Origin of the sequence: Actinomadura macra NBRC 14102 (genome assembly GCF_001552215.1) — a bacterium.
GTDB lineage: Bacteria > Actinomycetota > Actinomycetes > Streptosporangiales > Streptosporangiaceae > Spirillospora > Spirillospora macra.
The window spans coordinates 325,273-347,493 of the sequence record NZ_BCQT01000006.1 but is presented as its reverse complement, the minus strand read 5'-3'; the positions used below and the strand labels follow the sequence as shown (position 1 = coordinate 347,493).

The following is a 22,221-nucleotide window of genomic DNA, read 5'->3' as shown; positions in this document are numbered from 1 at the left end:
CGGCGGTCACCCCTGCCGGTCAGGGCGTCCGATCGCGGCCACCAGGTCGAGGCCGAAGAGCAGGTCGAGGTGGATGAACGTCTCCAGCTTCGCGCCGGGCGGCACGTCCGGGTCGTGCGCCAGTTCCTCCAGCACGGCCAGCGCGGACGGGCTGTCGAGATCGTTGGCCAGCGCCGCCTCGGCCTTGGCCGCGTACCCGCGGTCCAGCGGGCGCCCCGGGCTCGCCGCCCAGGCGGCCACCTCGGCCCGCCATCCGTCCAGGCGGTCACGGGCGCGGACGAGCCGCGCCTCCGACAGCACCAGCGCCTCCTGGTAGGGCACCTCAAGCATCGCGAGCCGCGCGCCCGGGGCCTCGGTCGCGCCGGCCGGCCGCCGGTCGCCCGTCTCGTGCGGCACGGTCAGGCAGAATCCGTCCACCCGCGGATCGCGCTCGCCGGACACGTACAGATCCGGTGATTCCGCTTCGGCCACCTCGAACGGCTGGACGTTGTACTCCCCGAACCGCTGCCGGCCGCCGTCTCCGAGGTCCGCGGACGCCGTGATCCGGACGTGCCGCCCGGCCCGTCCCGCGACCCGCCTCAGCAGGTCGGCGACGATCAGCGTGCGGAGGCCGGCCCCGTCCAGCACGTGGACGTGCAGCACGCGGCCGCCCGGCAACGCCTCAAGCCGTCCGGTCCGAGGGTCGTGCAAGCGCAGCATGAGCCCCACACTAGGGCGTCCGCCAAATGACCTCGGGCGCCGCAGGCGCGCGTCGGGCGCTCAACGGAGCGACGGCCTGGTGGAGCGGTCGCCCATGGGCGACCGCGGTCAACCGAGCGGCAGGTCCGGCAGCATCGGGCCGACCGGCATCGGGGCCGCGCCGTCCGGCTTCCGGACGGCCGCGAACCGCAGCCGCACGTAGTCGGCGACCCAGCCCGACTCGCGGCGCAGCGCCGGCGCGGCCAGGTCGTTCACCCGGTCCAGCAGCGGCTCGACCAGCTCCGGTGGGACGTCGGATAGCGCGCGGCCGGCGTAGGCGCGGACCCAGTCGGCGGCGCCGCCCGGGCCCTCCGTCATGCGGGTCGGCCGGTCGGCGTGCTCCAGCAGGCGCAGCGTGAACCCGCCCTCCTCCAGCTTGGTCGCGTACTCGGCGGGGCTGGGGAAGTACCAGGGCAGCTCGGGCTCACCGAGGCCGAACACGCGCCACGCCGTCTGCATCGCGGCGATCAGCTCGGCGCAGTTGCCGGCGCCGCCCAGCTCCCCGACGAACCGTCCGCCGGGCCGCAGCGCCGCGTGCACCTGGCCGATCACCTGGTCGGGGTCGCGGGTCATCCAGTGCAGCGCCGCGTTGGAGGCGACCGCGTCGAACGACTCGCTGATGGTGAAGTCGTGCGCGTCACCGAGGATGAACGACAGCCCGGGATGCGTGGCGGTCGCCTGCGCGACCATGTCCGGGTTGCCGTCGATGCCCAGCACCTCGGCGCCCCGCTCGGCGATCTCCGCGCTGAACGTCCCGGTGCCGCACCCGAGGTCGATGACACGCTCGCCGGGCTGCGGATCGAGCAGGTCGACCAAGGGCGCGCCGTGTGCGGAGACGTACCCGAAGGCGGAGTCGTACGTCGTCACGGCCCAATTCACTGTCATAATTTATCGGACAATGAGCGGGCGGAGGCGGCGTTGTCGATGGCGGGCATCACTGGCGAGGTCCGGATCTTGGGCGCGGAGGGTCCGGGCGGGCTGATCCTGCGCACCGGTGGCCTGTCCGCACGCGGCCTGCCCGAACTACGCGCCGACGGGCTCCCGCCCTATCTGGGGCAGGGATGGGCGCGTGTCCTCGCGGCGCTGGCGGAACGCCTGGCGGCCGCCGGGGAGATCCCCGGTGAACTTGTCCTGGCGCCGGACGTGGTGATCCGTCTCACGCCTGCCGCCGATGGCACGCTGACTCCCGGGCCGCCGCCCGGTCGCGACGTCGGCGAGTGGCGCCGCGACGTTCTCGTCCGCCTCTTCCCCGAGGCCCGAGCCTGATCCTCGCGCCCCGTCCGGCGCCCCCGGCCGTCCGGCACCCGCCGTTCTCGAATCAGGTTCGAGTCAGCTGCGCGCGAGAAGGGCCGCACGTGTCGTACACCCAGATCGAGTACGGGGTTCAGGACGGGGTCGCCACGGTCACCCTGAACCGGCCGCAGAAGATGAACGCCTACACGTTCACCATGCGCGACGAGATGCTCCGGGCCTTCGACACGATCGACGCGGACGACGAGGTGCGGGCGGTCGTCGTCACCGGCGCGGGCCGCGCGTTCTGCGCCGGGGCCGACCTCAGCGGCGGTGGGGGAACCTTCGACAACACGCGATCCAGGGCCATGTTCGCGGGGGAGGCCAACTTCCTGGACGACGGCACCCCGCGCGATGGCGGCGGGACCGTCGCGCTGCGCATCGCCCGCTGTCTCAAGCCGGTGATCGGCGCGTTCAACGGCGCCGCGGTCGGCATCGGCGTCACCATGACCCTCCCGATGGACGTGCGGCTCGCCAGCGAGACGGCCAGGTTCGGCTTCGTGTTCGCCCGCCGCGGCATCGTCACCGAGGCCGCGTCGAGCTGGTTCCTGCCCCGCCTGGTCGGCATCGCGCAGGCCATGGAGTGGGCCGCGACCGGCCGTGTCTTCGACGCGCGGGAGGCCCTCGCCGGGCGTCTGGTCTCCCGCCTCTACCCGCCGGACGGCCTCCTCCCCGCCGCCTACGACCTCGCCCGCGAGATCGCCGGCAACACCTCCCCGGTCGCGGTCGCCGCCATCCGGCGCCTCATGTGGTCGGGTCTGTCCGCCCCGTCCCCGTGGGACGCCCACGCCGCCGACTCGCGCCTCATGGCCGCGCTCGGCGGTGCCCCCGACGCCGCCGAGGGCGTCACGTCCTTCCTGGAGAAGCGCGCCCCTGACTTCCCCATGCGCGTCAGCAGGGACCTGCCCCCGTCCGTCCCCGACTGGCCCCTCCGGTGACCCGGGGCCGGTGAGACCGGGCCCGGTGTGGGGAAGCATTATGAAGCAGTGCCCCCGTGCCGCGGGTCAAGGTGATGATCTTGGCGTTTCTGGACCTTGGTGACGTGTGTTACCAGAGTGGCGGAGGGTATGAAGGCGCCCGAGGCAACACGTTTCGGGGGTGCGTGGTGCGATCTATCAGATTTGGCGTACTCGCCATGGCCGGGGCCGGTCTCCTACTCGTCACGGGATGCGGCCACACACCGGAGAAGAAGGCGCGGACGGCGGGCGACAAGGCTGCCGCCGGGCAGCCCCGCAAGGCGGTGTCCAAGCCGCCGCCTCCGCGGCGCATCGACTGCGACAAGATCAGGTGCGTCGCCCTCACGTTCGACGACGGCCCCGGGCCGTACACCGACCGGCTGCTGAACACGCTGCGGGTGGCCCGCGCGCGCGCCACGTTCTTCATGCTGGGCCAGAACGTGCACGGCTTCCCCGGGGTCGTGCGGAAGATGGCGCTGGACGGTCACGAACTCGCCAACCACAGCTGGTCGCACCCGAACCTCACGGCGCTGTCGCCGGCCGAGGTGCGGTCGCAGGTGCAGCGCACGCAGCACGCCATCGCGGCGGCGTCCGGCGGGGTGCGGCCCACGCTGCTGCGCCCGCCGTACGGATCCACGAACGCGAAGGTCGGGCGCGCCGCCGGGCTCCCCATGATCCTCTGGAGCGTGGACACGCTGGACTGGCGCTACCGCAGCGTCAGCCGCGACACCCGGGTCGGGATCACCGCGCCCAGGCGCGGCGGCATCGTGCTGTTCCACGATATCCACAAGCCGACCGTCGACTCCGTCCCGAAAGTGCTGGACGGGTTGCGGAAGCGCGGGTTCACGTTCGTCACCGTCTCGGAGATGTTCCAGGGCAAGCCGCTCAAGCCGGGCCAGACCTATACCGAGGCCGTCGTCCCCAAGCCGCCGGCGCCTCCGCGAGCTCCCGGAGCGTCGCCTTCGTCGTCGTCCGGCCCGGAATCGCCTGAACCCGGGTCTCCCGCGCCGGGGTCGCCCGTTCCCGAAGTACCCGGACCGGGTTCGCCGCTGCCGGGCTCTCCCGCCCCCGGCCCGCTCGCGCCGGGGGTACCCGCCCCGTCAGGCAGATAGCGGACGGTCTCCGGCGCGCCACAGGGGCGTGGCGGTCAGCCGGGCTCGCCGGTACGCGGCCTGCGGCGCGGTGGGGGCTGCGGCGGGACGACCTTGCCCGCGACGACGATGCCCTCGGGGACCTCGACCACCTCGCCGTCGCGGCGCCGCACGCGCAGCGTCCCGCCGGACCAGGATTCGAGGACGCCGACCACGTCGCTGTACTCTCCCGTTGGCAGACGGCGGCGCAGCGAGACCCGCTGACCCACGTCCGCGCCACTGATGGAGACCACCAGCCGCGCGGCAAAGCGGCCAGGCATGTGAGGGACCCCCGTGTCGAATCGACTGCGCTCTGGTGGCCATACTATTCACAGCGAGCTTGCGGTGAGCCGTGACGTGCGGCGGGGCCGGTAACCCGAGAGGAGTCATTGACGTGACCTACGTCATTGCGCAGCCCTGCGTGGACCTGCTCGACAAGGCATGCATCGAGGAGTGCCCGGTCGACTGCATCTACGAAGGCAAGCGCATGCTCTACATCCACCCGGATGAGTGCGTCGACTGTGGTGCGTGCGAGCCGGTCTGCCCGGTAGAGGCGATCTACTACGAGGACGACACGCCTGAGCAGTGGAAGGACTTCTACAAGGCCAACGTGGAGTTCTTCGACGACCTCGGCTCGCCCGGTGGCGCCTCCAAGGTCGGCAAGATCGACAAGGACCACCCGATCGTCGCCGCGCTGCCCCCACAGAGCCAGGACGACTGAGAGGCAGGCCTGCGGGATACCGCGCCCTGGCGCGGTCCCGTAAGCCCTTCATCTGGGGTTCGTACGGTCGGGCCGTGGTCTCCCGCGTTCGTGGGGGCCACGGCCTCGTGCTCGTTTTCCTACCGTTGTCTTCGAGGAGTGGCTCGTGTTCACCCTGCCGGACTTTCCGTGGGATCGGCTGGAGCCGTACAAGCGGCGCGCCTCGGAGCACGCGGGCGGCATCGTCGATCTGTCGGTGGGAACCCCCGTGGACCCCACACCCGAGCCGATCAGGGCCGCGCTGGCCGGAGCCGCCGACGCGCCCGGCTACCCCGCGACGTACGGGACTCCCCGGCTGCGCGAGTCCGTCGCGGGCTGGCTGCGGCGCCGCGCGGGCGTGACGGGCGCCGACCCGGACGCGGTGCTCCCGGTGATCGGCACGAAAGAGCTGGTGGCGTGGCTGCCGACGCTGCTCGGCGCCGGGCCGGACGACCGCGTCGTCTTCCCCGAGCTCGCCTATCCGACCTATGACGTGGGCGTCCGGCTCGCCGGCGCGCAGCCGGTCCGCACCGACGGCCTGCTCTCTCTCGGCCCGGTCACGCCGAAGATCGTCTGGGTGAACTCGCCGTCCAACCCGACCGGCAAGGTGCTGCCCGCCGAGCACCTGCGCAAGGTCGTCGCGTGGGCGCGTGAGCGCGGCTCGATCGTGATCAGCGACGAGTGCTACCTGGAGTTCGGCTGGGATCCGGACAACCCGCCGGTCTCGGTCCTGCACCCGGACGTGTGCGAGGGGTCCCACGAGGGGCTGCTGGCGATCAATTCGCTGTCCAAGCGCTCCAACATGGCGGGCTACCGCGCCGGCTTCCTCACCGGCGATCTCGCGCTCGTGAAGCGTCTGCTGGAGGTCCGCAAGCACGCCGGGATGATCGTCCCGGCGCCGGTGCAGGCCGCGATGGCCGTCGCGTTCGACGACGACGCGCATGTGGACGAGCAGCGGGAGCGGTACGGGCGCCGTCGCGCGGCACTGCGCGCCGCGTTCGAGGGGCACGGGTTCCGCGTCGACCACTCCGAGGCGTCCCTCTACCTGTGGGCCACCCGGGACGAACCGTGCTGGGACACCGTCGCGCACCTGGCCTCCCTGGGCGTCCTCGCCGGGCCCGGCGAGTTCTACGGCCCGGCCGGCGCCCGGCACGTCCGCGTCGCCTTCACCGCCACGGACGAGCGCGTCGCCGCCGCCGTCGAACGCCTCTGATCCGCAGGCCACGGCCACCGGGCGTTTCCGACCCGCGCGTCCCCGGATACGGGGCCATTCGTTATGGAACGAGTGGTGTCTTTGTGACGTCTGACGGCGGTATGGGTTCGACGGGTCAGAATCGATATGATCCCGCAGGTCCGTGCCCTATTGCCGGCGAAAAGACGGAGGTGCCCGTGGGTGGAACCGCGATCGTGATTCTGCTGGCGCTGATCTTGGTCGCCTTGATCGTGCTCATCGTGGTGCTGCTGCGCCGTCGTCAGTCCACGCCCCCCGGCGGCCCGGCCCCGGCGGCGCCGCGCGACCCGTTCGCGGCGGAGGACGAGGTGGCCGGTGACCCCCGGACGCTCAAGGCGGGCGACATGGTCGAGTACCTCGGCACCCGCTACTTCGTGCGCGGCTCGGTGCGGCTTCGCGAGGGCGGCTTCACCTGGAGCGAGCACCTCTTGGACGCCGACACCATCGAGGGCACCAAGGTGTGGCTCTCCGTCGAGGAGGACCCGGACCTGGAGGTCGTCTGGTGGACCGGCCACGACATCGGCGACCTCACCCCCGGCGAGAAGACGATCGTCGTGGACGGGGTGGAGTACCGCCGCGACGAGCACGGCACGGCCGACTACACCAGCGAGGGGACGACCGGCGTCGGTCTCCAGGGCCGGGTCGAGTACGTCGACTACGAGGGCCCGCGCGGGCGCTACCTGTCGTTCGAGCAGTACGGCGGCGGGCAATGGGAGGCCGGGCTCGGGGAGCGCGTCCCCACCGGCACCCTTACGATCTACCCGGGCAGCTGATCTTGCGGACCACCCTCGACACCCCCTACCTGGACGCCCGCGCCGACGCGCTGTCGTTCGCGCTCGGACTGCCGCCGCTGGACGCCCTCGCCGTCCTGCCGGTCGAGCGTGCGGGCCTGACCGTGCAGCTGCGCCTGCTCGGCGCGTCGCACCAGGTCATCGCCGGGCCGCTCAGTGAGACGGTGGCGTGCCTGCCCGGCGCCGCCGAGCCGTTGCCCGGCCGGGCGTTCACCGACCTCCCGGCGGACGGGGCGCACCCCGCCTGGGTCTATGAGTTCACCGCCACGACGGCCGTCCACGGGGACGCCGCGGCGTTCGGCCGGGCCGTCGAGGTGGTGTGCGCGCGGCTGGCGGACCGCGGCGACGCCCTGACCGGGGACTTCCCCGGCTCCCGGCACGCCGTGACCGCACTGGCAGTGGAGGACACCGACATCGGGATCGGCTGGCGGACCTGGCACGCCTATCCCCAGACGCGGGAGATCGTGATGACGCGGAGCCGGCTGGTGAGGCCGTCGTGAGCAAGAAGTTCTGGGTGATCGGCGGCATCTCGGCCGCGGTGATCGCCGCGATCGTGCTGGTGGCCGTCCTGAAGGACGACGGTTCGCCACAGAAGTGGATATCCAAGAAGTACTCGCGGATCGGGCTGGACACCTACCGGTCGCCGAAGGCGCCGCCGGCCGTCGCCGCTGAGATCAACAAGAAGCACAAGGCGATCGACCGGGTGGACGACATGGTGGCCTTGGGCGCCCTCGGCGGCATTTTCATGCGCTACCCCAAGCTCGTGGTCGGTGTCCTACCGGACGGGGCGGGCAGCCGGATCACCGTGGACACCCCGTCCGGCGGCTACAACCGCTACCACTCCCATGTCGGCGGGCGCTGGACCAGCCCCGGGACGAACGGCTGGAACAGCAGCGGCATCGCGTCATTCCGCGGCGGCGGGCCAGGGTCGGGCAAGTAAGGAGCAATCGATGAACGACATCCTGCATGAGGGCGGCGCCACGCTCGCCTACGGCGCGCTCGGGATCGCGCTGATGGCGCTCGGCTTCTTCGTGGTCGAGGTGACCACGCCGGGCCGGCTCGGCCACCAGATCTGGACCGAGGGCAACCGCGGCGCCGCGCTCCTGCTCGCGGTCAAGCTGCTCGGCACCGGCATGATCGTCACGACGGCGATCGTGACCAGCGACTCCGACCTGAGCGAGGGCCTGGTCGACACCGCCGTGTACGGGCTGCTCGGCATCGCGCTGATGGTCGTCGCGTTCTACCTGCTCGACATGATCACACCGGGCCGGCTGGGCGCGACCCTGGTGGACGGGGCGGCGGTGCACCCGGCGGGCTGGGTCGTCGCCGCCGCGGACCTGGCCGTCGCGGCGATCGTCGCCGGGGCGGTCTCCTGACCGCCCGCGACCTGGACGAGCCCCCCGCGCCCGCGGGGGAGCGTCCCTCCACCGACGGGGACGGCGGGGGGACGGGGGTCCCCGCGCGGGTGGCGCGGAGCCTCGTGCTGGCCGCCGTGTTCACGTGCGCGGCCTGCGGGCTGGTGTACGAGCTGGCGCTGGTCGCCCTCGGCAGCTACCTCGTCGGCAACTCGGTCACGCAGGCGTCGATCGTGCTGTCGGTGATGGTCTTCGCGATGGGCGTCGGGTCGTTGCTGGCCAAGCCGCTCCAGGGCCGTCCGGTCGTGGCGTTCGCGGTGGTCGAGGGCGCGCTGGCGCTGGCCGGCGGCCTGTCGGTGCTGATGCTGTACGCGGCGTTCGCGTGGCTTGACCTGTACGTCCCCGCGCTCGTCGTGGTCGCCTTCGCGGTCGGCGCGCTGATCGGCGCGGAGATCCCGCTGCTGATGACGCTGCTCCAGCGCATCCGGCGGCAGGACGCGGGCAGCGCCGTCGCCGACCTGTTCGCCGCCGACTACGTGGGCGCGCTGATCGGCGGCCTGGCGTTCCCGTTCCTGCTGCTCCCGACGTTCGGGCACATCAAGGGCGCGCTGCTGGTCGGCATGGTGAACGCCGTCGCCGGGATCGCCGTCGTGCTGTGGCTGTTCCGGCACCGGATCGGCCGTGCCGCGCGGGCCGCGCTGTGGGGCGCGATGGCGGCGGTCCTCGCCGTCCTCTGCGGGACCTACGCGCTGGCGGACGGCTTCGAGGTGTCGGCGCGGCAGGCGCTGTACGCCGACCCGATCGCGGTGTCCGAGCGCACCCCCTACCAGGAGATCGTCATCACGAGGAAGACGGCGCTGTCCGGCTCGTCCGACGTGCGGCTCTTCCTGAACGGCGACCTCCAGTTCTCCTCGGTCGACGAGTACCGGTACCACGAATCGCTCGTCCACCCGGCCCTGTCGGGGACGCGCGGCCGCGTCCTCATCCTCGGCGGCGGCGACGGCCTCGCGCTCCGCGAGGTCCTGCGCTACCCCGACGTGCGCGCCGTGACCCTCGTCGAGCTGGACCCGGAGATGATCCACCTGGCCCGCACCTACGGGCCGATCGCGTCCCTCAACCGGCACTCCCTGGACGATCCGCGCGCCACGGTCGCCAACGCGGACGCGTTCTCGTGGCTGCGCCGCCTCGGCGAGCGGTTCGACTCCGTCATCGTGGACATGCCCGACCCCGACGACGTCTCCACCGCCAAGCTGTACTCCGTGGAGTTCTACGGCCTGGTGAAGCGCGCGCTCGCGCCGGGCGGACGGATCGTCGTCCAGTCGGGCTCGCCCTACTTCGCACCCAAATCGTTCTGGAGCATCCAGAAGTCCATCGCGGCGGCGGGGCTCGCCACCACCCCCTACCACGTGGACGTGCCGAGTTTCGGGGACTGGGGTTTCGTGCTGGCGGCCTCCGCGACGCGGGCGCCCGCCCTCGCCCTGGCCCCCGACGTCCCCGACCTCAGGTTCCTGGACGCCGACGTCCTGCGCGCCGCGACCATCTTTCCCAAGGACCGCCGGGCCCGCGACGTCGGCGTCAACACCCTCGTCCACCCCCGCCTGGTGGAGTACGAGGGCGAGGAGTGGAAGAACTCCTGAACCCCGTCAGCGGCGGGTGGAACGGCGGATGGCCTTGTCCACCGACCGTTGGAACGAGGTCACGACCGACTGGATCAGCAGGGGTTTGAGCTTGCCGGCCAGCTCCGTGAGCCGGTCGCGCTCCTCGGGCGCGCGCCCGCCCTCGCGATAGGGGCGGACGACGGTGTCCTGGAAGACCTGCTGCAACTCGGCCGCCAGCGCGGTGGTGTGCCGCTCGACCGCCTCGTACGAGGCGACGAGGGTGTCCAGCGGCAGCGGCAGCGCCGCCATCTCCGCGCTGATGCCGAGCAGGACAGGGCTGATCACCCGCACCCTGTCCGCCGAGATCGGCTCGACGACCCCGAGCGCCTCCAGCCGCGTGAGGGCGCCGTCGTCGAGGTGGCGTCCGACACGCCGATCCAGCTCGTGCCGGTCGAGATCCTCGGGCCGCTCGGGCGCCCAGGGGGACAGCAGCGCGCGCTGCAGGGCGAGGTCTTCGAGCGGTGCGTCCAGCGGGATCCGCTGGAGATGGTTCTCGATCGCCGCCAGCGTCAGCCCCAGCGATTGGAGCTCGCGGACGAGCTCCAGCCGCGCCAGATGGTCGTCGCCGTACAGGCCCGTCCGCCCGCGCAGGCGGGGCGGCGGGAGCAGGCCTCGTCCGGCGTAGAAGCGCACGGTACGGACGGTGACACCGGCCCGCGCCGCCAGCTCGTCCACGGTGAGCTCCATGGCGCCTCCTAGCGCGAGCTATGTGACAGTGTCAGTGTTACATTAGCTGTGTATCAGCATGCACTTACAAGGGAGTTCGCCGGATGGCACGGGAGATCTTCACCGCGGAGCACGAGGCGTTCCGCGACATGGTCCGCTCCTTCATCAGCAAGGAGATCGCGCCGCACCACGAGCAGTGGGAGAAGGACGGCGTCGTGTCCCGCGAGGTGTGGCTGGCCGCCGGACGACAGGGCCTCCTCGGCATCGATATGCCCGAGGAGTACGGCGGCGGAGGCGATCCCGACTACCGCTACTACGTCGTGTTGAACGAGGAACTGGCCAAGTCGGGCATGCACGGGCCCGGCTTCGGCGTCCACAACGACATCAACGGCGGTTACCTGCGCCAGCTGTGCACCCCCGAGCAGAAGGCGCGCTGGCTGCCCGGCTACTGCTCCGGCGAGCTCATCACCGGCATCGCGATGACCGAGCCCGCCGCCGGCTCCGACCTCCAGGGCATCAAGACCACCGCGACCAGGGACGGCGACGCCTACGTCCTCAACGGCTCCAAGACGTTCATCTCCAACGGCATCCTCGCCGACCTGGTGATCGTGGTCGCCAAGACGGACCCGTCCGCCGGCTCCAAGGGCGTCAGCCTGCTGATGGTCGAGCGCGGCATGGACGGCTTCGAGCGCGGCCGCAACCTCGACAAGATCGGCATGCACGCCCAGGACACCGCCGAGCTGTTCTTCGACAACGTCCGCGTGCCCAAGGAGAACCTCCTCGGTGAGGAGGGCATGGGCTTCATCTACCTGATGCAGAACCTCGCCCGCGAACGCTTGTCCATCGGCGCGACCGCCCAGGCGGCCGCCGAGGCCGCCTTCGAGCAGACCCTGGAGTACTGCAAGACCCGCGAGGCGTTCGGGCGCCCGATCGGCAGGTTCCAGCACAACCGCTTCACCCTCGCCGAGATGAAGACCGAGCTGACCGTCACCCGCGCCTTCACCGACGCCTGCATCGCCAAGGAGAGCCGGGGCGAGCTGTCCGTCGACGAGGCGGCGATGCTCAAGTACTGGAACACCGAGCTCTGCAAGAAGGTCGTCGACCGTTGCCTCCAACTGCACGGCGGCTACGGCTACATGACCGAGTACCCGATCGCCAAGGCGTACCAGGACGTGCGCGTCCAGACCATCTTCGGCGGCACGACCGAGATCATGAAAGAGATCATCGGCCGCGGCCTCGGCGTCTGACCCGAACCGGGACCGTACCGGCCGAACGTGTGAGCATGCCTCCGGAAGCGTGATCGGTATAGAGGTGACCGCGGCCTAGCGATCTGATCGCGCCGCGGGCTCGTCCTGGGGGATATCGATGCCTTCCCTGACCTCATGGAGGATCTCCCGGCCGAGCACGAAGGAGATGCCGGCCCCCACGAGGATCATCACCGCGCAGACCACCATGAGCATGCTCGCCATCACCCACCGGAACGCGGGTGAGCGGGTCGTCGCCTTGCCCGGGTTCTGCGGATCGTAGAGAACACGGACGGTGGCGCCGACCCTGCCCTCACCCGACTCTCTGAATGTGTGGCGGGAGCCGTCGGCCGCCGTGAACCGAACGATGATCGCGCTGGTCTTCGGCGGACCGGGATGACCGTCCCGTGCCACGACGATCCCGACCGCGCGCTCGCCACGCCCGCTGAACACCGAGGTGTCGTGCATCCGCTCCACGGTCCCGGCCAGCAGCACGCAGCCGACGCCGGCGACGAACAGCGGAACGACCATGTAGGCCACCAGCCCGAGTAACGACCGGTCCCGGAGGACCGCCGAGTACCCGCGCCATTTGATGCCCACGGCTCATCTCAACAGCCGCGTGACGCGCCTGTCCAGGCACCGCCGCGCCATCTCCGTGCGGGAGCCGGGCCCCGGCCGCTGGACGCCGGCCGTTTGCTTTTGATCCCTGCCTTCGGCGGTCGCCCTACTGAAGACTCCCACTCGGGCCGGGGAGCGGGATCCGGTGATGTCCGGCGTACGAGATGACGGCGCTCAAGTGCTCTGACCTGCACGTACAAAGTCGTACAGATCCGGACAGGTGGAAGCCTTGCCCGAAGGGGTGGGGCACTCCAGGGTTGCTGCCAACCGGGTTCGTCGCCCCGCGGGGAGCTGCCGCTTTCGACGAGGGTGAGCATTATGCGGAGTCGGCATTCATCTGGCGGCGGACCCGGTTCATCATCCTCCTTGGAAGGCCGAGAAGGAGTCACATGTGCAGGACGGCCACAGCCGGTAACACGGTCCCGGTTTCCGGCAGGCCATGGGTGGTCTTACGCACGACACTCCGGTGCCTTGAGGTGCTCTGCCCGTCACCTTGCTCGGACGGGCTCACGCATGGCCGGATCGCAGGGGCATCGGGCCACGCGACCTGGCCGTTTTCGGTCGTCATCGCATCACCGGCCTCGTGTGCGCCGTCCATCATGAAATGATTTTGCGGCGATTTTCGAGTTCGGGAAAATACATCACTTCACGGTGTCTGTTTCCCGAATGGAGTGGACGCGGTCTGGTCGGGTTGATCCAATGCCGGTAGGGCGTGGTGACGGTTCGGTCAGGGAGGCGCGTTTTGTGGCAGGGGCAGGTTCTGGCGGGCAAGTACCGGTTGAATGAGCTTCTCGGGCAGGGCGGTAACGGGCATGTGTGGCGGGGCGTGGACATGGCCCTCGACCGGCCGGTCGCGGTGAAGCTGGTACCCGACAGCTCCCGGGAGGATCTGAACGCCCGCCTCCGCCGCGAAGGGCGGATCATCGCCTGGCTGAACGGGCGGGGCCACCCGTCGATCGCCACGGTGTTCGACCAGGGACTCCACCACGGGTACCTGTACCTCGTCATGGAGTACCTGAACGGGCGGGACCTCCAGACGGTCATGTCCCAGCATCCCGTGGGCCTCGAACTCGAAACGGTGGTGGACTACGGGATCCAGATCGCCGAGGGGCTGGCGGCGGCGCACGCGGCCGGAGTCGTGCACCGCGACATCAAACCCGGCAATGTCATGGTCGTTGAAAACGGGCGGGTGAAGATCTGCGACTTCGGCATCGCCCACATGGAGGGGACGACGGTCGGGCTGACGCAGCAGTACGGCCGGATGGGGACTCCCCAGTTCATGGCCCCCGAGCAGTTCGAGGGGCTGGAAGCCGACTCGCGCACCGACCTGTACGCCTTGGGCTGCACGCTGTACACCCTGCTGACCGGTGTGCCGCCCTTCACGGGAAATGCCACCTCGCTACGCCACGAGCATCTGACCAGGTCGCCGCTCTCCGCCGACCTGCACCGGCTCGACGCTCCGCCGGCGCTGGTCGACCTGATCGATGAACTGCTGGCCAAGGCACCCGGAGATCGGCCGCAGGACGGCAGGGAGGTCGCGACACGCCTTCGGACCGTCCGCCGAGGTGGTGCCCGCGCAGCCGGGATGGATCTCGGGACGTTCGAGTCGGTCATCGCCCTGCTGGAGGGCGGCGAACCCTCGGTGATCGCCAACTCGGAGGGGGCGCGGATGACGCCCTCGGCCGTCGCCTTCGCACGGGGAGGCGGGGTGATCGTCGGTGAGAACGCCGTACGGCAGGAGGTCGGCAACATCGACCGGACCGTCCGAACGTCCCGGCGGGAACTGGGCACGGGGTGGCAGGTCACCATCGACGACCGCGAACTCGGCGCCGAGCACGTCAGCGCGATGGTCATGCGGAAGCTGAAACGAGACGTCCAGAGCTATCTGGACGAGGGGCTCGGGTCGGCCGTGATCGCGGTGCCCGCCGGGTACACGTCCGCGCAGAGACGGGCGGTCCACCGTGCGGCGCGGGCCGCCGGTCTCGACGTGTTGCGCCTGATCCCCGCCCCCGTCGCGGCGGCGCTGATGTACCACCACTACCACGCGGAAGAGGCCACGCTCATGGTCTTCGACCTGGGCGGCGGTACGTTCGACGTCGCCGTCGTGGAGGTGGGCGACGGTGTCGTGGAGGTGAGGGCGTGCGGCGGTGACGCGCACCTGGGCGGCGACGACTGGGACGCCAGGATCCGCGACCGGCTCGTCGAGCGTTTCAAGGACTCCCATGGCGTCGATCTGTCCAAGGACAAGATGGCCTTCTGCCGCCTGCACCATGCCGCCCAAGGGGCCAAGCACCAGTTGTCCTCCGTTGAAGAGGCCTGGATCGACGTACCGTACATCAACTCCCCGGACGGCCCGCTGCAACTGAAGGAAAGGCTCACCCGGGCGGAGTTCCAAGGGCTCACCGCCGACCTGCTCGAACGGTGCAAGGCTCCGTTCATGCAGGCGGTCAAGGACGCCGACCTCACCGTCGACGACATCGACCACGTGCTCCTGATCGGCGGGGCGACCCGCATGCCCGCGGTGTCCGACCTGGTGCGTGAGCTGTCCGGCAAGGACCCCAACAAGAGTGTGAACCCGGAAGAGGCCGTCGCGATCGGCGCGGCCTTGCAGGCCGGTTGCCTTAGGGGCGAGGTCCGGGACCTCCTGCTGCTCGACGTCACGCCGCTGTCGCTGGGCCTCGCGACCAAGGGCGGCGTCTTCACCAAGCTCACCGAGCGGAACACGACGCTTCCGACCAAGCGCTCGGAGACCTTCACCACCGATCGCGACGACCAGACGTCGGTGGTCGTCGCGGTCTACGAAGGCGAGCGTGAGATCGCCGAGTACAACACCAGACTCGGCGTCCTCCGGGTCGACCTGCCCCCGGCGCCGCGCGGCGTCCCGCAGATCGAGGTCACCCTGGACATCGACGCCACGGGCGTCACATACGTCTCGGTGAAGGACCTCGGCACCGGGCGAGAATGCTCACTGCGGCTCCCGGACGGCACATCCGACTCGGAAGGGCCCCTGGACGAGGCCCTCTACCCCGTCGGCGTCGAGCGGCCCCATCCCGACGAGTGATCGCGGCTCGTCGATCAGGTGTATTGCGGGAGCTCCTGGACGTTCCAGCCGTTCCCGTCGGGGTCCTTGAAGAAGACGAAGCGGCCCCACGGGAACTCTTGGACCTCACTGACGTCGACACCCCGGCCCGCCAGTTCCGCACGCGCGGCGTCGGCGTCCGCCACGACCAGTTGGAGCCCCTGCACGGAGCCCGGGGTCATGTCCTCCAGGCCGGTGCCGAGGGCGATCGAGCACGCCGACCCGGGCGGGGTCAGCTGGACGAAACGGATCTCCTCGTTCACCTGGTGGTCGTGGTCGGCGTTGAACCCGGCCTTCTCGGTGTAGAACGCCTTCGCCCGGTCGACGTCCGAGACGGGAACCGTCACCAGCTCAAGCCTGAAGTCCATCCGTGCCCCCTGTCTGAGGTGAGTGATCCTTTTACCTTAGGGGCAGTACTGGTCCGATCGCTCTGACAGCAGCGGTCCTGCTGGCCAGTAAGAGGAGTGTGCCTGCTGCAGATCCGGGAGGATCGCGAGGCGGGCGAATGCATGCGGGCTCGTGACGTCGTGCTCGCGCAGGTCGGGCAGGATCTGCCTGCTCCTCCAGTGCGTCCCGCCGCCGCACGGCAGCGCCTGGAGCTCGGTGCGTCGCGGCGTGGGAGTACGTTGCGGAGATCAGCCAGCAATGGGTCGGCCATCCCTATCCCGAACTGATCCTCGCTGTTTCCGATCAGGAGGGGACAGCACTGGAGGAACTGTCCACTCAAGTGTGGCCGCATGTGGTGTACCGCGTACGGCTGTGCATCCGCAGTACCGGCAGCGCCGAGGAAGAGCACACGTTGCAGCTGTGGCCGGGGCGCACGGCCAGGACCGTCCACGGCGAGTCGGTGTCAGGTGGCGAGCTGGCGCAGCACGTTGACCACAACGCCCGCGATCGTGCCGCCGGTCGCGGCGACCGCCACCGGTTCTCCTCCCCGCCGGAGAAAGTCCGCCAGCCTGCCGAACCTGCCCCGCTGGCGGGCGACCTCGGCGCGGAGCTGCGGCATGTCGGTCGGGTCACCGCCCGCGTCAACGAGTCCCACGCCCCGCAAATGAGCGATCAATTCGGACAGATCCCGTGCGGCCTCGGCACGGGCCTCCTCGGAATGGACGATCTTCCCGACCTTGTCGCCCGATCCCGACTGGTTGATCTGATCGCCACCGACGATGTTGAAATCACCCATTGAGCACCTTTCCCCACTTGTTCCCCTCGCCCGACTGGTTGATCTGGTCGCCGCCGACCATGTTCAGGTGGCCGATGTGCCATGACTGGGCGCGCTCGGGCGGATTCTCGATCGAATTCACGATGAACCGGTGCAACTCGACGACCGGCCCCCGGTGCTTGCCGGAGATGACGGCCATCGGACTTCCCGTCGTCTCCAGGACCAGGGCCCACTGCGTCTGTCTCGCGGAGATGCGGATCGCCTGATAGGCGTACCGGATGATGAGCACGAGTGCGGCCCACATGATGATGGCCGTGAAGTCGCCTGTGGAGGTCGACTCGGAGGAGTTCGCCAGCGCCCCGACCACGCCCGCCGCGACGAGTGTGACGACGAGCTTCCACAGGACGCTCGAAAGGGACCCGTAACCAAGATCGGGTTTCCAGTCCAGAACCTGGACGCGTGCGACGTTCTTCAGTTGGTAGACCTGGAAATCGGGGCCTATGGACAGTGTGTGCTTGTGCACCTCGATGACCTTGGCGTCAGGCTTCTTCGCCATAGGAGACCCCCGTCCGCCGAAGAGCCGATGTCATCGGAATCGTATCCATTGCCAGGCGTCGGCAGTCCTGTATTTTCCCTGGAAGTCATCTCGTGGCCGGATCCGGAACCGGCTCCGAAGATCCTTTTGTTTGCGCCCTCATCATCGACGCATAATGCGAGCCGCCGGCACCGGAAGTGCCGCGGGACGCAATTCTTGATCTCACGACTGATGGTGATCGGGGGGATCCGAACGATCGGTGGAGGAACCGTCGTCGATGTGGGTGAGCTTTTCGGGGTTGACGACGGCGTAGATGCCTCTGATCTGGTCGGTGTCGGGGGCCAGGTCGAGGACCATGACGGCGAAGGGGGCGTCCGCGTCGAACAGGAGGGCGGACTGGTCGCCGTTGACGGTGCGGTAGCGGATGGCCAGGTGCTGCGGGCCCTGGCGTTTGGTTGTGCTGACGATGAGGCGGCCCACCCGGTCGCGGCCTTCCACGGGGTGCAGGGCGGCCGCCCTGACCTTGCCGCCGCCGTCCGTCCAGAGGGTGACGTCGGGGGCGAGGAGTTCCAGAAGGGATTCCAGGTCGCCGCCCAGGGTCGCCTTGAGGAACTGCTCGGTCACCCGGCGCTGGACGTCGGGGTCCGCCTGGTAGCGGGGGCGGCGCGCGTGGACGTGCTCGCGGGCGCGGTGGGCCAGCTGGCGGACGGCGGACGGGCTGCGGTCGAGGATGCCGGCGATCTCGGTGTGGGCGTACCCGAAGACCTCGTGCAGGACGAAGACGGCCCGCTCCAGAGGGGTGAGGGTCTCCAGGACGACGAGCAGGGCCAGCGAGACGGCCTCGGTGCGCTCGGCGGACTCGTCGGCGCCCGGCTGCTCGACCAGGGGCTCGGGCAGCCACGGTCCGACGTAGCTCTCGCGGCGGCGGCTGATGGCGGCCTGTTTGGCGAGGGCGGTGTTGACCGCGATCCGCACCAGGTAGGCACGCGGATTGGTGACCTCGGGCCGGTCGCGGGCCGTCCACGACAGCCAGGTGTCCTGGAGGACGTCCTCGGTGTCGGCGACGCTGCCGAGCAGGTTGTAGACGACCGAGAACAGCAGTTCCCGGTGATCGGCGAACACTCCGGTCGCGGTGGGATCCGGCATGGCTGTGACCTCCTGTGCGCTCTCCCTTCCGAGGTGCCGCGACCCCCGAAATGTGACATCGCCCGGAGTCATGTGATGTGAGCCTCTTTTTTGGACCGGCTGTCACATGTGCCGGCCCTGACCCCCTCATAAATGCGACACGGCTCGACAAGGGGGTCTGAATGAGCGGCATCGACGTGACGTTCATGTACGCCGTCCACGACGCGTTCCAACGCGATCTCGACCGGCTCGCCGCCATGGCCGGGGGCGGGGACGCCTCAAGCCCGGGGGTACAGGCCGGCTGGGAGCGCTTCAAGCGGTTCCTGCACATCCACCACACCGCCGAGGACACCCATCTATGGCCCGTCCTCAGGGCGAAGAACGCCGTCCCCGCCGTCCTGGACCAGATGGAGGACGAGCACGCCCGGCTGGAGGCGCTCATCGACGCCGTCGGCGAGGCCGTCTCGGCGGGTTCGGCGGGTTCGGCGGGTGCGGCGGGTTCGGCGGAGCGGCTCGCGCTGAGCGCTGAGCGGCTCGCGGACGGGCTCGGGGCGCACTGCGAGCACGAGGAGCAGCTCGCGCTGCCGCTCGTCCAGGAGTTCCTCAGCGCGGACGAGTGGTCCGCGTTCGGTGCCGAGCAGCGCCGCCTGCTCGGCCTCAAGGGCGCCGCCGCGTTCTTCCCCTGGCTGCTGGACGGCGCGGACGCCGACATGCGGCGCAAGGTCCTCGGCGTCGTGCCGCCACCCGTCCGGGTGCTCCACCGCTACGTGTGGAGTCCCCGCTACCGCCGCGCGCCGCGCTGGCGGGCCCCCGTGGGCGCCTGACCCGATCGGAGATCATGACATGGCCGAACCGTCCTTCCTCGCGACCCCACGCGGCAAGATCACGCTGACCCTGCTGTGCGCCATCGCGTTCCTCGACTTCATCGACGCCTCGATCGTCAACGTGGCGCTGCCCGCGATCCGCAGTGATCTGGACTTCTCCGTGCAGGACCTTCAGTGGGTGCCGTCTGGATACCTGCTCACCTACGGCGGGTTCATGCTGCTCGGCGGGCGTCTCGCCGACCTGCTCGGACGCCGCCGCGTCGTGGTCGGCGGGACCGTGCTGTTCTCGCTGTCCTCGGTCGTCGGCGGCTTCGCGCAGAGCCCCGGGATGCTGATCGGCGCGCGGCTCGCGCAGGGCGCCGGCGCCGCGCTGATGCTGCCGGGCACCCTGTCGATCCTCACCACGATGTTCAAGGAGGGCGGGGACCGCAACAAGGCGCTCGGCGTCTGGGGCGGTGTCGCCGGCGGCGCCTCCGCGGCCGGTGTGCTGCTCGGCGGGCTGCTGACCGACGGGCCTGGCTGGCGCTGGGTGATGCTCGTCAACGTCCCCGTCTGCGTCCTGGTCCTCATCGGGATGTTCGTGCTCGTCGAGGGCGACCGGCGGTCGGCGCGCCTCGCGAACTTCGACTTCCTCGGCACGGCCCTCGTCACCGGGGGAATGCTGCTGCTCGTGTTCACCCTGGTGAAGGCGCCGGAGGTCGGCTGGGGCACGGCCCGCACGATCGGCGGCCTCGCCGGCGCCGTGGTGCTCCTGCTGGCGTTCCTCGTCAACGAGCAGCGGGGACGCAACCCGCTGCTGCCGCTGTCCATCTTCCGGATCCGCGGTCTCGCCGCCGCCGACGTCGCGATGCTGGTCGCGGTGGCGGGCATCGGCTCGATGTTCTTCTTCCTCAGCCTCTACATGGTGAACGTCCTGGGCTACTCGCCGCTGAAGACCGGCTCGGCCTACCTCCCGCTCTGCGCCGGGGTGGCCGTGGCCGCGGGAATCACCGCCCAGCTGCTCACACGCGTCGGCACCCGCCCACTGATCATCGCGGGGCTGCTGCTCGGCGGCGGGGGCGTCTACCTGCTGTCGCGGATCCCCGTGGACGGCTCGTACCTGACCGATCTGCTGCCCGGTCTGCTGATCTCCTCGGTCGGGCTCGGCATGGCGTTCGTGGCGATCACCACGGCCGCCAACGCCAACGTCCCGTCCGACCGGGCCGGGCTCGCCGCCGCGCTGCTCAACGCCTCGCAGCAGCTCGGCGGGGCGCTCGGGCTGGCGATCTTCTCCGCGCTCGCCACGTCCCGGACGAACGCCATGATCGCCGACCGCCGTCCCATGCCCGAGGCGCTCACCTCGGGGTTCGCGCGGGCACTGCTGGCCAGCAGCCTCTTCCTGGTCGCCGCCGCGATCGTGGCGATCCGCGCCGCCAACAGCCGCGGTGAGGCCCAGGACCTGCCCGCCACGGCGCCCGTCCCCGAACCCGTCCCCACCAAGTAGGTCTCAGGGGAGTGGGCGGCCGTTCCAGCCGGGATCCACGGCCGGAACGTGCTCGGCAGCGGCCACCCTCTCACCGCCACGCGCGTACCGGAACGGCTCGAAGGCCGCCTGAGCCGAAGGCATACGCGATGTCCGGCGCGGACGGGCCGGACCCGATATTGCCGCAGATCGGGACATACTATGACGCACATTAATCACGCCCCTTTCGTGTAGCGAGAACATCCTTCGGCGGCCCTGGCGCAATCCTTGACCAGCCTTGTATAACTCTGTCAACATCGGCACGAACCCCGCAGTACAGGTCTCCGAGGTTCGGCATGTCGCCACGCGGCGGCAGCTGATCAGGAAGGGATGATTCATGCCTGGCATGATTCGTCTGGTGAGGGTTGCTGCGGTCACCCTCGTGGCTGGGGCTGTGGGGTTAGGGTGGTCGACTCCGGCCGATGCCGAGGGCTCCTGGCAGTCCAACATCAACAGTTGGGCCACCGGAAAGAAGTCGCGTCCCTGGAACGATCGGAACGGGGACAATTGGGTCACCGCACTCGACATGAAGTACTGCTCGTCCAACGCCCCGAGCCCGGCGGGCACGTTCAATCTGTATCGGGAACTTCGGGGCCGCCCGGATCCGAAGTACGGTGAGCGATCCTACGGCAACGCATGCGGGGGGAACCGGAAGCAGCGGGGCCAGTGGGGTGATCAGAGGTCGGGAAAGTACCACTTCACCCTGGTCAAGATCTACGGCTCGAGTAGCCCTCCCACCTGGTATCGCTTCTCAGCCGGATGGATTCAGGTCTATTACTGAGCTTCGTCGAGGTGTACCCGCCCGCAGCAGGAACCTGTGGGCGGGTTTCACCTCGTCCTCCTGTACGAGGGAACCATGCCGATAACCTTTAACCGCTGCACATTCGGCTACCGACGACGGCAGCCGGTTCTACAAGACTTCTCCTTCGAGTTCCCGGCCGGATGCTCAGTTCTGCTGGGGCCGAACGGGGCGGGAAAGTCAACATTGCTCGGTCTAGCCGCTTCGCTGCTGTACGCCTCGGACGGGTCTGTTTCCTATGGCCGGCTCGACCCGGCGCATCGAAGGGAACGCTCGTCTTATCGGCGCAAGGTGGGGTGGATGCCCCAGAGCATTCGCGCTGTGCCCGGCTTCACGGTGCGGGAACAGGTCAGTTATTCGGGATGGCTCAAGGGCCTGTCCAGGGCCGATTCCTGGCGCCGTTCCGTGGCGGCCCTTGAGGACGTCAACCTCGGGTCCGTGGCCGACCGGCGCGCGTCGAACATCTCCGGCGGGCAGCTCCGGCGCGTCGGGCTGGCCTCCGCCTTGATCCATGATGCCGAAGTGATCCTCCTGGACGAGCCGACCGCGGGGCTCGACCCGAGGCAGCGTGAGACCTTCCGTGAGGTGATCTCCCGGGTGAGTGAACGGTGCCATGTGGTCGTTTCGACCCACCAGACGGAGGATCTGACCGACCTCTACCATTCGGTGATCGTCATCGACAACGGGAAGGTGCGTTTCTCGGGCGCCACCGCCAGGTTCGTGGAAACAGCTGGCTCCATCGAGGACTCCTACGCGCGGTTCGTGTCAGAGGAGGCGTGA

Annotated in this window: 24 protein-coding genes; 15 read left to right on the top strand and 9 right to left on the bottom strand. The window is 69.8% G+C overall.

The window, feature by feature from the left end; genetic code table 11:
* Positions 1 to 6 precede the first annotated feature (6 nt).
* Together AMA02S_RS10840 and AMA02S_RS10835 are read right to left on the bottom strand one after the other, a co-directional pair.
* Positions 7 to 699 carry a hypothetical protein gene (locus AMA02S_RS10840; protein ID WP_067455597.1) on the bottom strand — a complete coding sequence of 231 codons (693 nt, stop codon included), beginning with the start codon at positions 697 to 699 and terminating at the stop codon, positions 7 to 9.
* Positions 700 to 807: 108 nt separating this feature from the next.
* On the bottom strand, positions 808 to 1,617 hold the full coding sequence (locus AMA02S_RS10835; protein WP_245667446.1) for a class I SAM-dependent methyltransferase: 810 nt from the start codon (positions 1,615 to 1,617) through the stop codon (positions 808 to 810).
* A gap of 45 nt (positions 1,618 to 1,662) precedes the next feature.
* Between AMA02S_RS10835 and AMA02S_RS10830 the strand changes: the two genes are divergently transcribed.
* The 3 genes from AMA02S_RS10830 (at position 1,663) to AMA02S_RS44640 (ending at position 4,096) form a co-directional block, all read left to right on the top strand.
* Positions 1,663 to 2,004, top strand: a complete 342-nt coding sequence (locus AMA02S_RS10830) for a hypothetical protein (RefSeq protein ID WP_157430502.1) — start codon at positions 1,663 to 1,665, stop codon at positions 2,002 to 2,004.
* A gap of 89 nt (positions 2,005 to 2,093) precedes the next feature.
* Positions 2,094 to 2,966 carry a crotonase/enoyl-CoA hydratase family protein gene (locus AMA02S_RS10825; RefSeq protein WP_067455586.1) on the top strand — a complete coding sequence of 291 codons (873 nt, stop codon included), beginning with the start codon at positions 2,094 to 2,096 and terminating at the stop codon, positions 2,964 to 2,966.
* Between the two features lie 197 nt (positions 2,967 to 3,163).
* On the top strand, positions 3,164 to 4,096 hold the full coding sequence (locus AMA02S_RS44640) for a polysaccharide deacetylase family protein (protein WP_067455584.1): 933 nt from the start codon (positions 3,164 to 3,166) through the stop codon (positions 4,094 to 4,096).
* Between the two features lie 35 nt (positions 4,097 to 4,131).
* Here the strand turns inward: AMA02S_RS44640 and AMA02S_RS10815 are convergent, their stop codons facing one another.
* A complete protein-coding gene (locus AMA02S_RS10815; RefSeq protein ID WP_174550952.1) occupies positions 4,132 to 4,395 on the bottom strand; it encodes a putative acetyltransferase in 264 nt (87 codons plus the stop codon).
* Between the two features lie 113 nt (positions 4,396 to 4,508).
* On the opposite strand from AMA02S_RS10815, the gene fdxA reads away from it, so the two are divergent.
* The 7 genes from fdxA to AMA02S_RS10780 all read left to right on the top strand — a co-directional run bounded on the left by fdxA (position 4,509) and on the right by AMA02S_RS10780 (position 9,867).
* The gene (gene fdxA / locus AMA02S_RS10810) at positions 4,509 to 4,835 is read left to right on the top strand and encodes a ferredoxin (RefSeq protein WP_067455581.1); all 327 of its coding nucleotides are present in this window, start codon (positions 4,509 to 4,511) and stop codon (positions 4,833 to 4,835) included.
* Positions 4,836 to 4,980: 145 nt separating this feature from the next.
* Positions 4,981 to 6,066, top strand: coding sequence for a succinyldiaminopimelate transaminase (dapC, locus tag AMA02S_RS10805; RefSeq protein WP_067455578.1), 1,086 nt, complete (start codon positions 4,981 to 4,983; stop codon positions 6,064 to 6,066).
* Positions 6,067 to 6,242: 176 nt separating this feature from the next.
* Positions 6,243 to 6,857: a DUF4178 domain-containing protein gene (locus tag AMA02S_RS10800; RefSeq protein WP_067455576.1), complete on the top strand. Its 615-nt coding sequence runs from the start codon at positions 6,243 to 6,245 to the stop codon at positions 6,855 to 6,857.
* Between the two features lie 2 nt (positions 6,858 to 6,859).
* Positions 6,860 to 7,375, top strand: a complete 516-nt coding sequence (locus tag AMA02S_RS10795) for a DUF2617 family protein (RefSeq protein WP_067455574.1) — start codon at positions 6,860 to 6,862, stop codon at positions 7,373 to 7,375.
* Entirely contained in the window at positions 7,372 to 7,815 is a 444-nt protein-coding gene (locus tag AMA02S_RS10790) for a DUF4247 domain-containing protein (RefSeq protein ID WP_067455573.1), read from the top strand. The genes AMA02S_RS10795 and AMA02S_RS10790 overlap by 4 nt, the downstream gene beginning before the upstream one ends.
* Before the next feature lie 10 nt (positions 7,816 to 7,825).
* Positions 7,826 to 8,251: a DUF350 domain-containing protein gene (locus AMA02S_RS10785; protein ID WP_067455570.1), complete on the top strand. Its 426-nt coding sequence runs from the start codon at positions 7,826 to 7,828 to the stop codon at positions 8,249 to 8,251.
* 89 nt (positions 8,252 to 8,340) lie between these two features.
* Positions 8,341 to 9,867 (top strand): polyamine aminopropyltransferase, encoded by a 1,527-nt coding sequence (locus tag AMA02S_RS10780; RefSeq protein WP_067455567.1) that lies wholly within the window; start codon positions 8,341 to 8,343, stop codon positions 9,865 to 9,867.
* A gap of 6 nt (positions 9,868 to 9,873) precedes the next feature.
* On the opposite strand, the gene AMA02S_RS10775 is transcribed toward AMA02S_RS10780, so the two are convergent.
* Positions 9,874 to 10,575 carry a MerR family transcriptional regulator gene (locus tag AMA02S_RS10775; protein ID WP_067455565.1) on the bottom strand — a complete coding sequence of 234 codons (702 nt, stop codon included), beginning with the start codon at positions 10,573 to 10,575 and terminating at the stop codon, positions 9,874 to 9,876.
* 83 nt (positions 10,576 to 10,658) lie between these two features.
* Between AMA02S_RS10775 and AMA02S_RS10770 the strand changes: the two genes are divergently transcribed.
* Positions 10,659 to 11,801 (top strand): acyl-CoA dehydrogenase family protein, encoded by a 1,143-nt coding sequence (locus AMA02S_RS10770; RefSeq protein WP_067455563.1) that lies wholly within the window; start codon positions 10,659 to 10,661, stop codon positions 11,799 to 11,801.
* A 75-nt stretch (positions 11,802 to 11,876) separates the two neighbouring features.
* Here AMA02S_RS10770 and AMA02S_RS10765 read toward each other — a convergent pair whose 3' ends face one another.
* On the bottom strand, positions 11,877 to 12,398 hold the full coding sequence (locus tag AMA02S_RS10765; protein ID WP_067455561.1) for a DUF3592 domain-containing protein: 522 nt from the start codon (positions 12,396 to 12,398) through the stop codon (positions 11,877 to 11,879).
* A gap of 760 nt (positions 12,399 to 13,158) precedes the next feature.
* Between AMA02S_RS10765 and AMA02S_RS45275 the strand changes: the two genes are divergently transcribed.
* The gene (locus tag AMA02S_RS45275) at positions 13,159 to 15,477 is read left to right on the top strand and encodes an Hsp70 family protein (protein WP_169806805.1); all 2,319 of its coding nucleotides are present in this window, start codon (positions 13,159 to 13,161) and stop codon (positions 15,475 to 15,477) included.
* A 14-nt stretch (positions 15,478 to 15,491) separates the two neighbouring features.
* On the opposite strand, the gene AMA02S_RS10755 is transcribed toward AMA02S_RS45275, so the two are convergent.
* The 4 genes from AMA02S_RS10755 to sigJ form a co-directional block, all read right to left on the bottom strand.
* Positions 15,492 to 15,863 carry a glyoxalase superfamily protein gene (locus AMA02S_RS10755; RefSeq protein WP_067455557.1) on the bottom strand — a complete coding sequence of 124 codons (372 nt, stop codon included), beginning with the start codon at positions 15,861 to 15,863 and terminating at the stop codon, positions 15,492 to 15,494.
* A gap of 482 nt (positions 15,864 to 16,345) precedes the next feature.
* Positions 16,346 to 16,678, bottom strand: coding sequence for a hypothetical protein (locus tag AMA02S_RS10750; protein WP_067455552.1), 333 nt, complete (start codon positions 16,676 to 16,678; stop codon positions 16,346 to 16,348).
* Positions 16,671 to 17,213, bottom strand: a complete 543-nt coding sequence (locus AMA02S_RS10745; protein WP_067455549.1) for a DUF6232 family protein — start codon at positions 17,211 to 17,213, stop codon at positions 16,671 to 16,673. Before AMA02S_RS10745 ends, AMA02S_RS10750 begins: the two co-directional genes overlap by 8 nt.
* A 201-nt stretch (positions 17,214 to 17,414) precedes the next feature.
* Positions 17,415 to 18,338 carry an RNA polymerase sigma factor SigJ gene (gene sigJ / locus AMA02S_RS10740; protein ID WP_067455544.1) on the bottom strand — a complete coding sequence of 308 codons (924 nt, stop codon included), beginning with the start codon at positions 18,336 to 18,338 and terminating at the stop codon, positions 17,415 to 17,417.
* A 161-nt stretch (positions 18,339 to 18,499) separates the two neighbouring features.
* Here sigJ and AMA02S_RS10735 point away from each other — a divergent pair, with 161 nt between their 5' ends.
* The 3 genes from AMA02S_RS10735 to AMA02S_RS10725 all read left to right on the top strand — a co-directional run bounded on the left by AMA02S_RS10735 (position 18,500) and on the right by AMA02S_RS10725 (position 22,221).
* Entirely contained in the window at positions 18,500 to 19,141 is a 642-nt protein-coding gene (locus AMA02S_RS10735) for a hemerythrin domain-containing protein (RefSeq protein ID WP_067455541.1), read from the top strand.
* A 19-nt stretch (positions 19,142 to 19,160) separates the two neighbouring features.
* Positions 19,161 to 20,624, top strand: a complete 1,464-nt coding sequence (locus AMA02S_RS10730; RefSeq protein ID WP_067455539.1) for an MFS transporter — start codon at positions 19,161 to 19,163, stop codon at positions 20,622 to 20,624.
* An 835-nt stretch (positions 20,625 to 21,459) separates the two neighbouring features.
* Positions 21,460 to 22,221 (top strand): ATP-binding cassette domain-containing protein, encoded by a 762-nt coding sequence (locus AMA02S_RS10725; RefSeq protein WP_218004909.1) that lies wholly within the window; start codon positions 21,460 to 21,462, stop codon positions 22,219 to 22,221.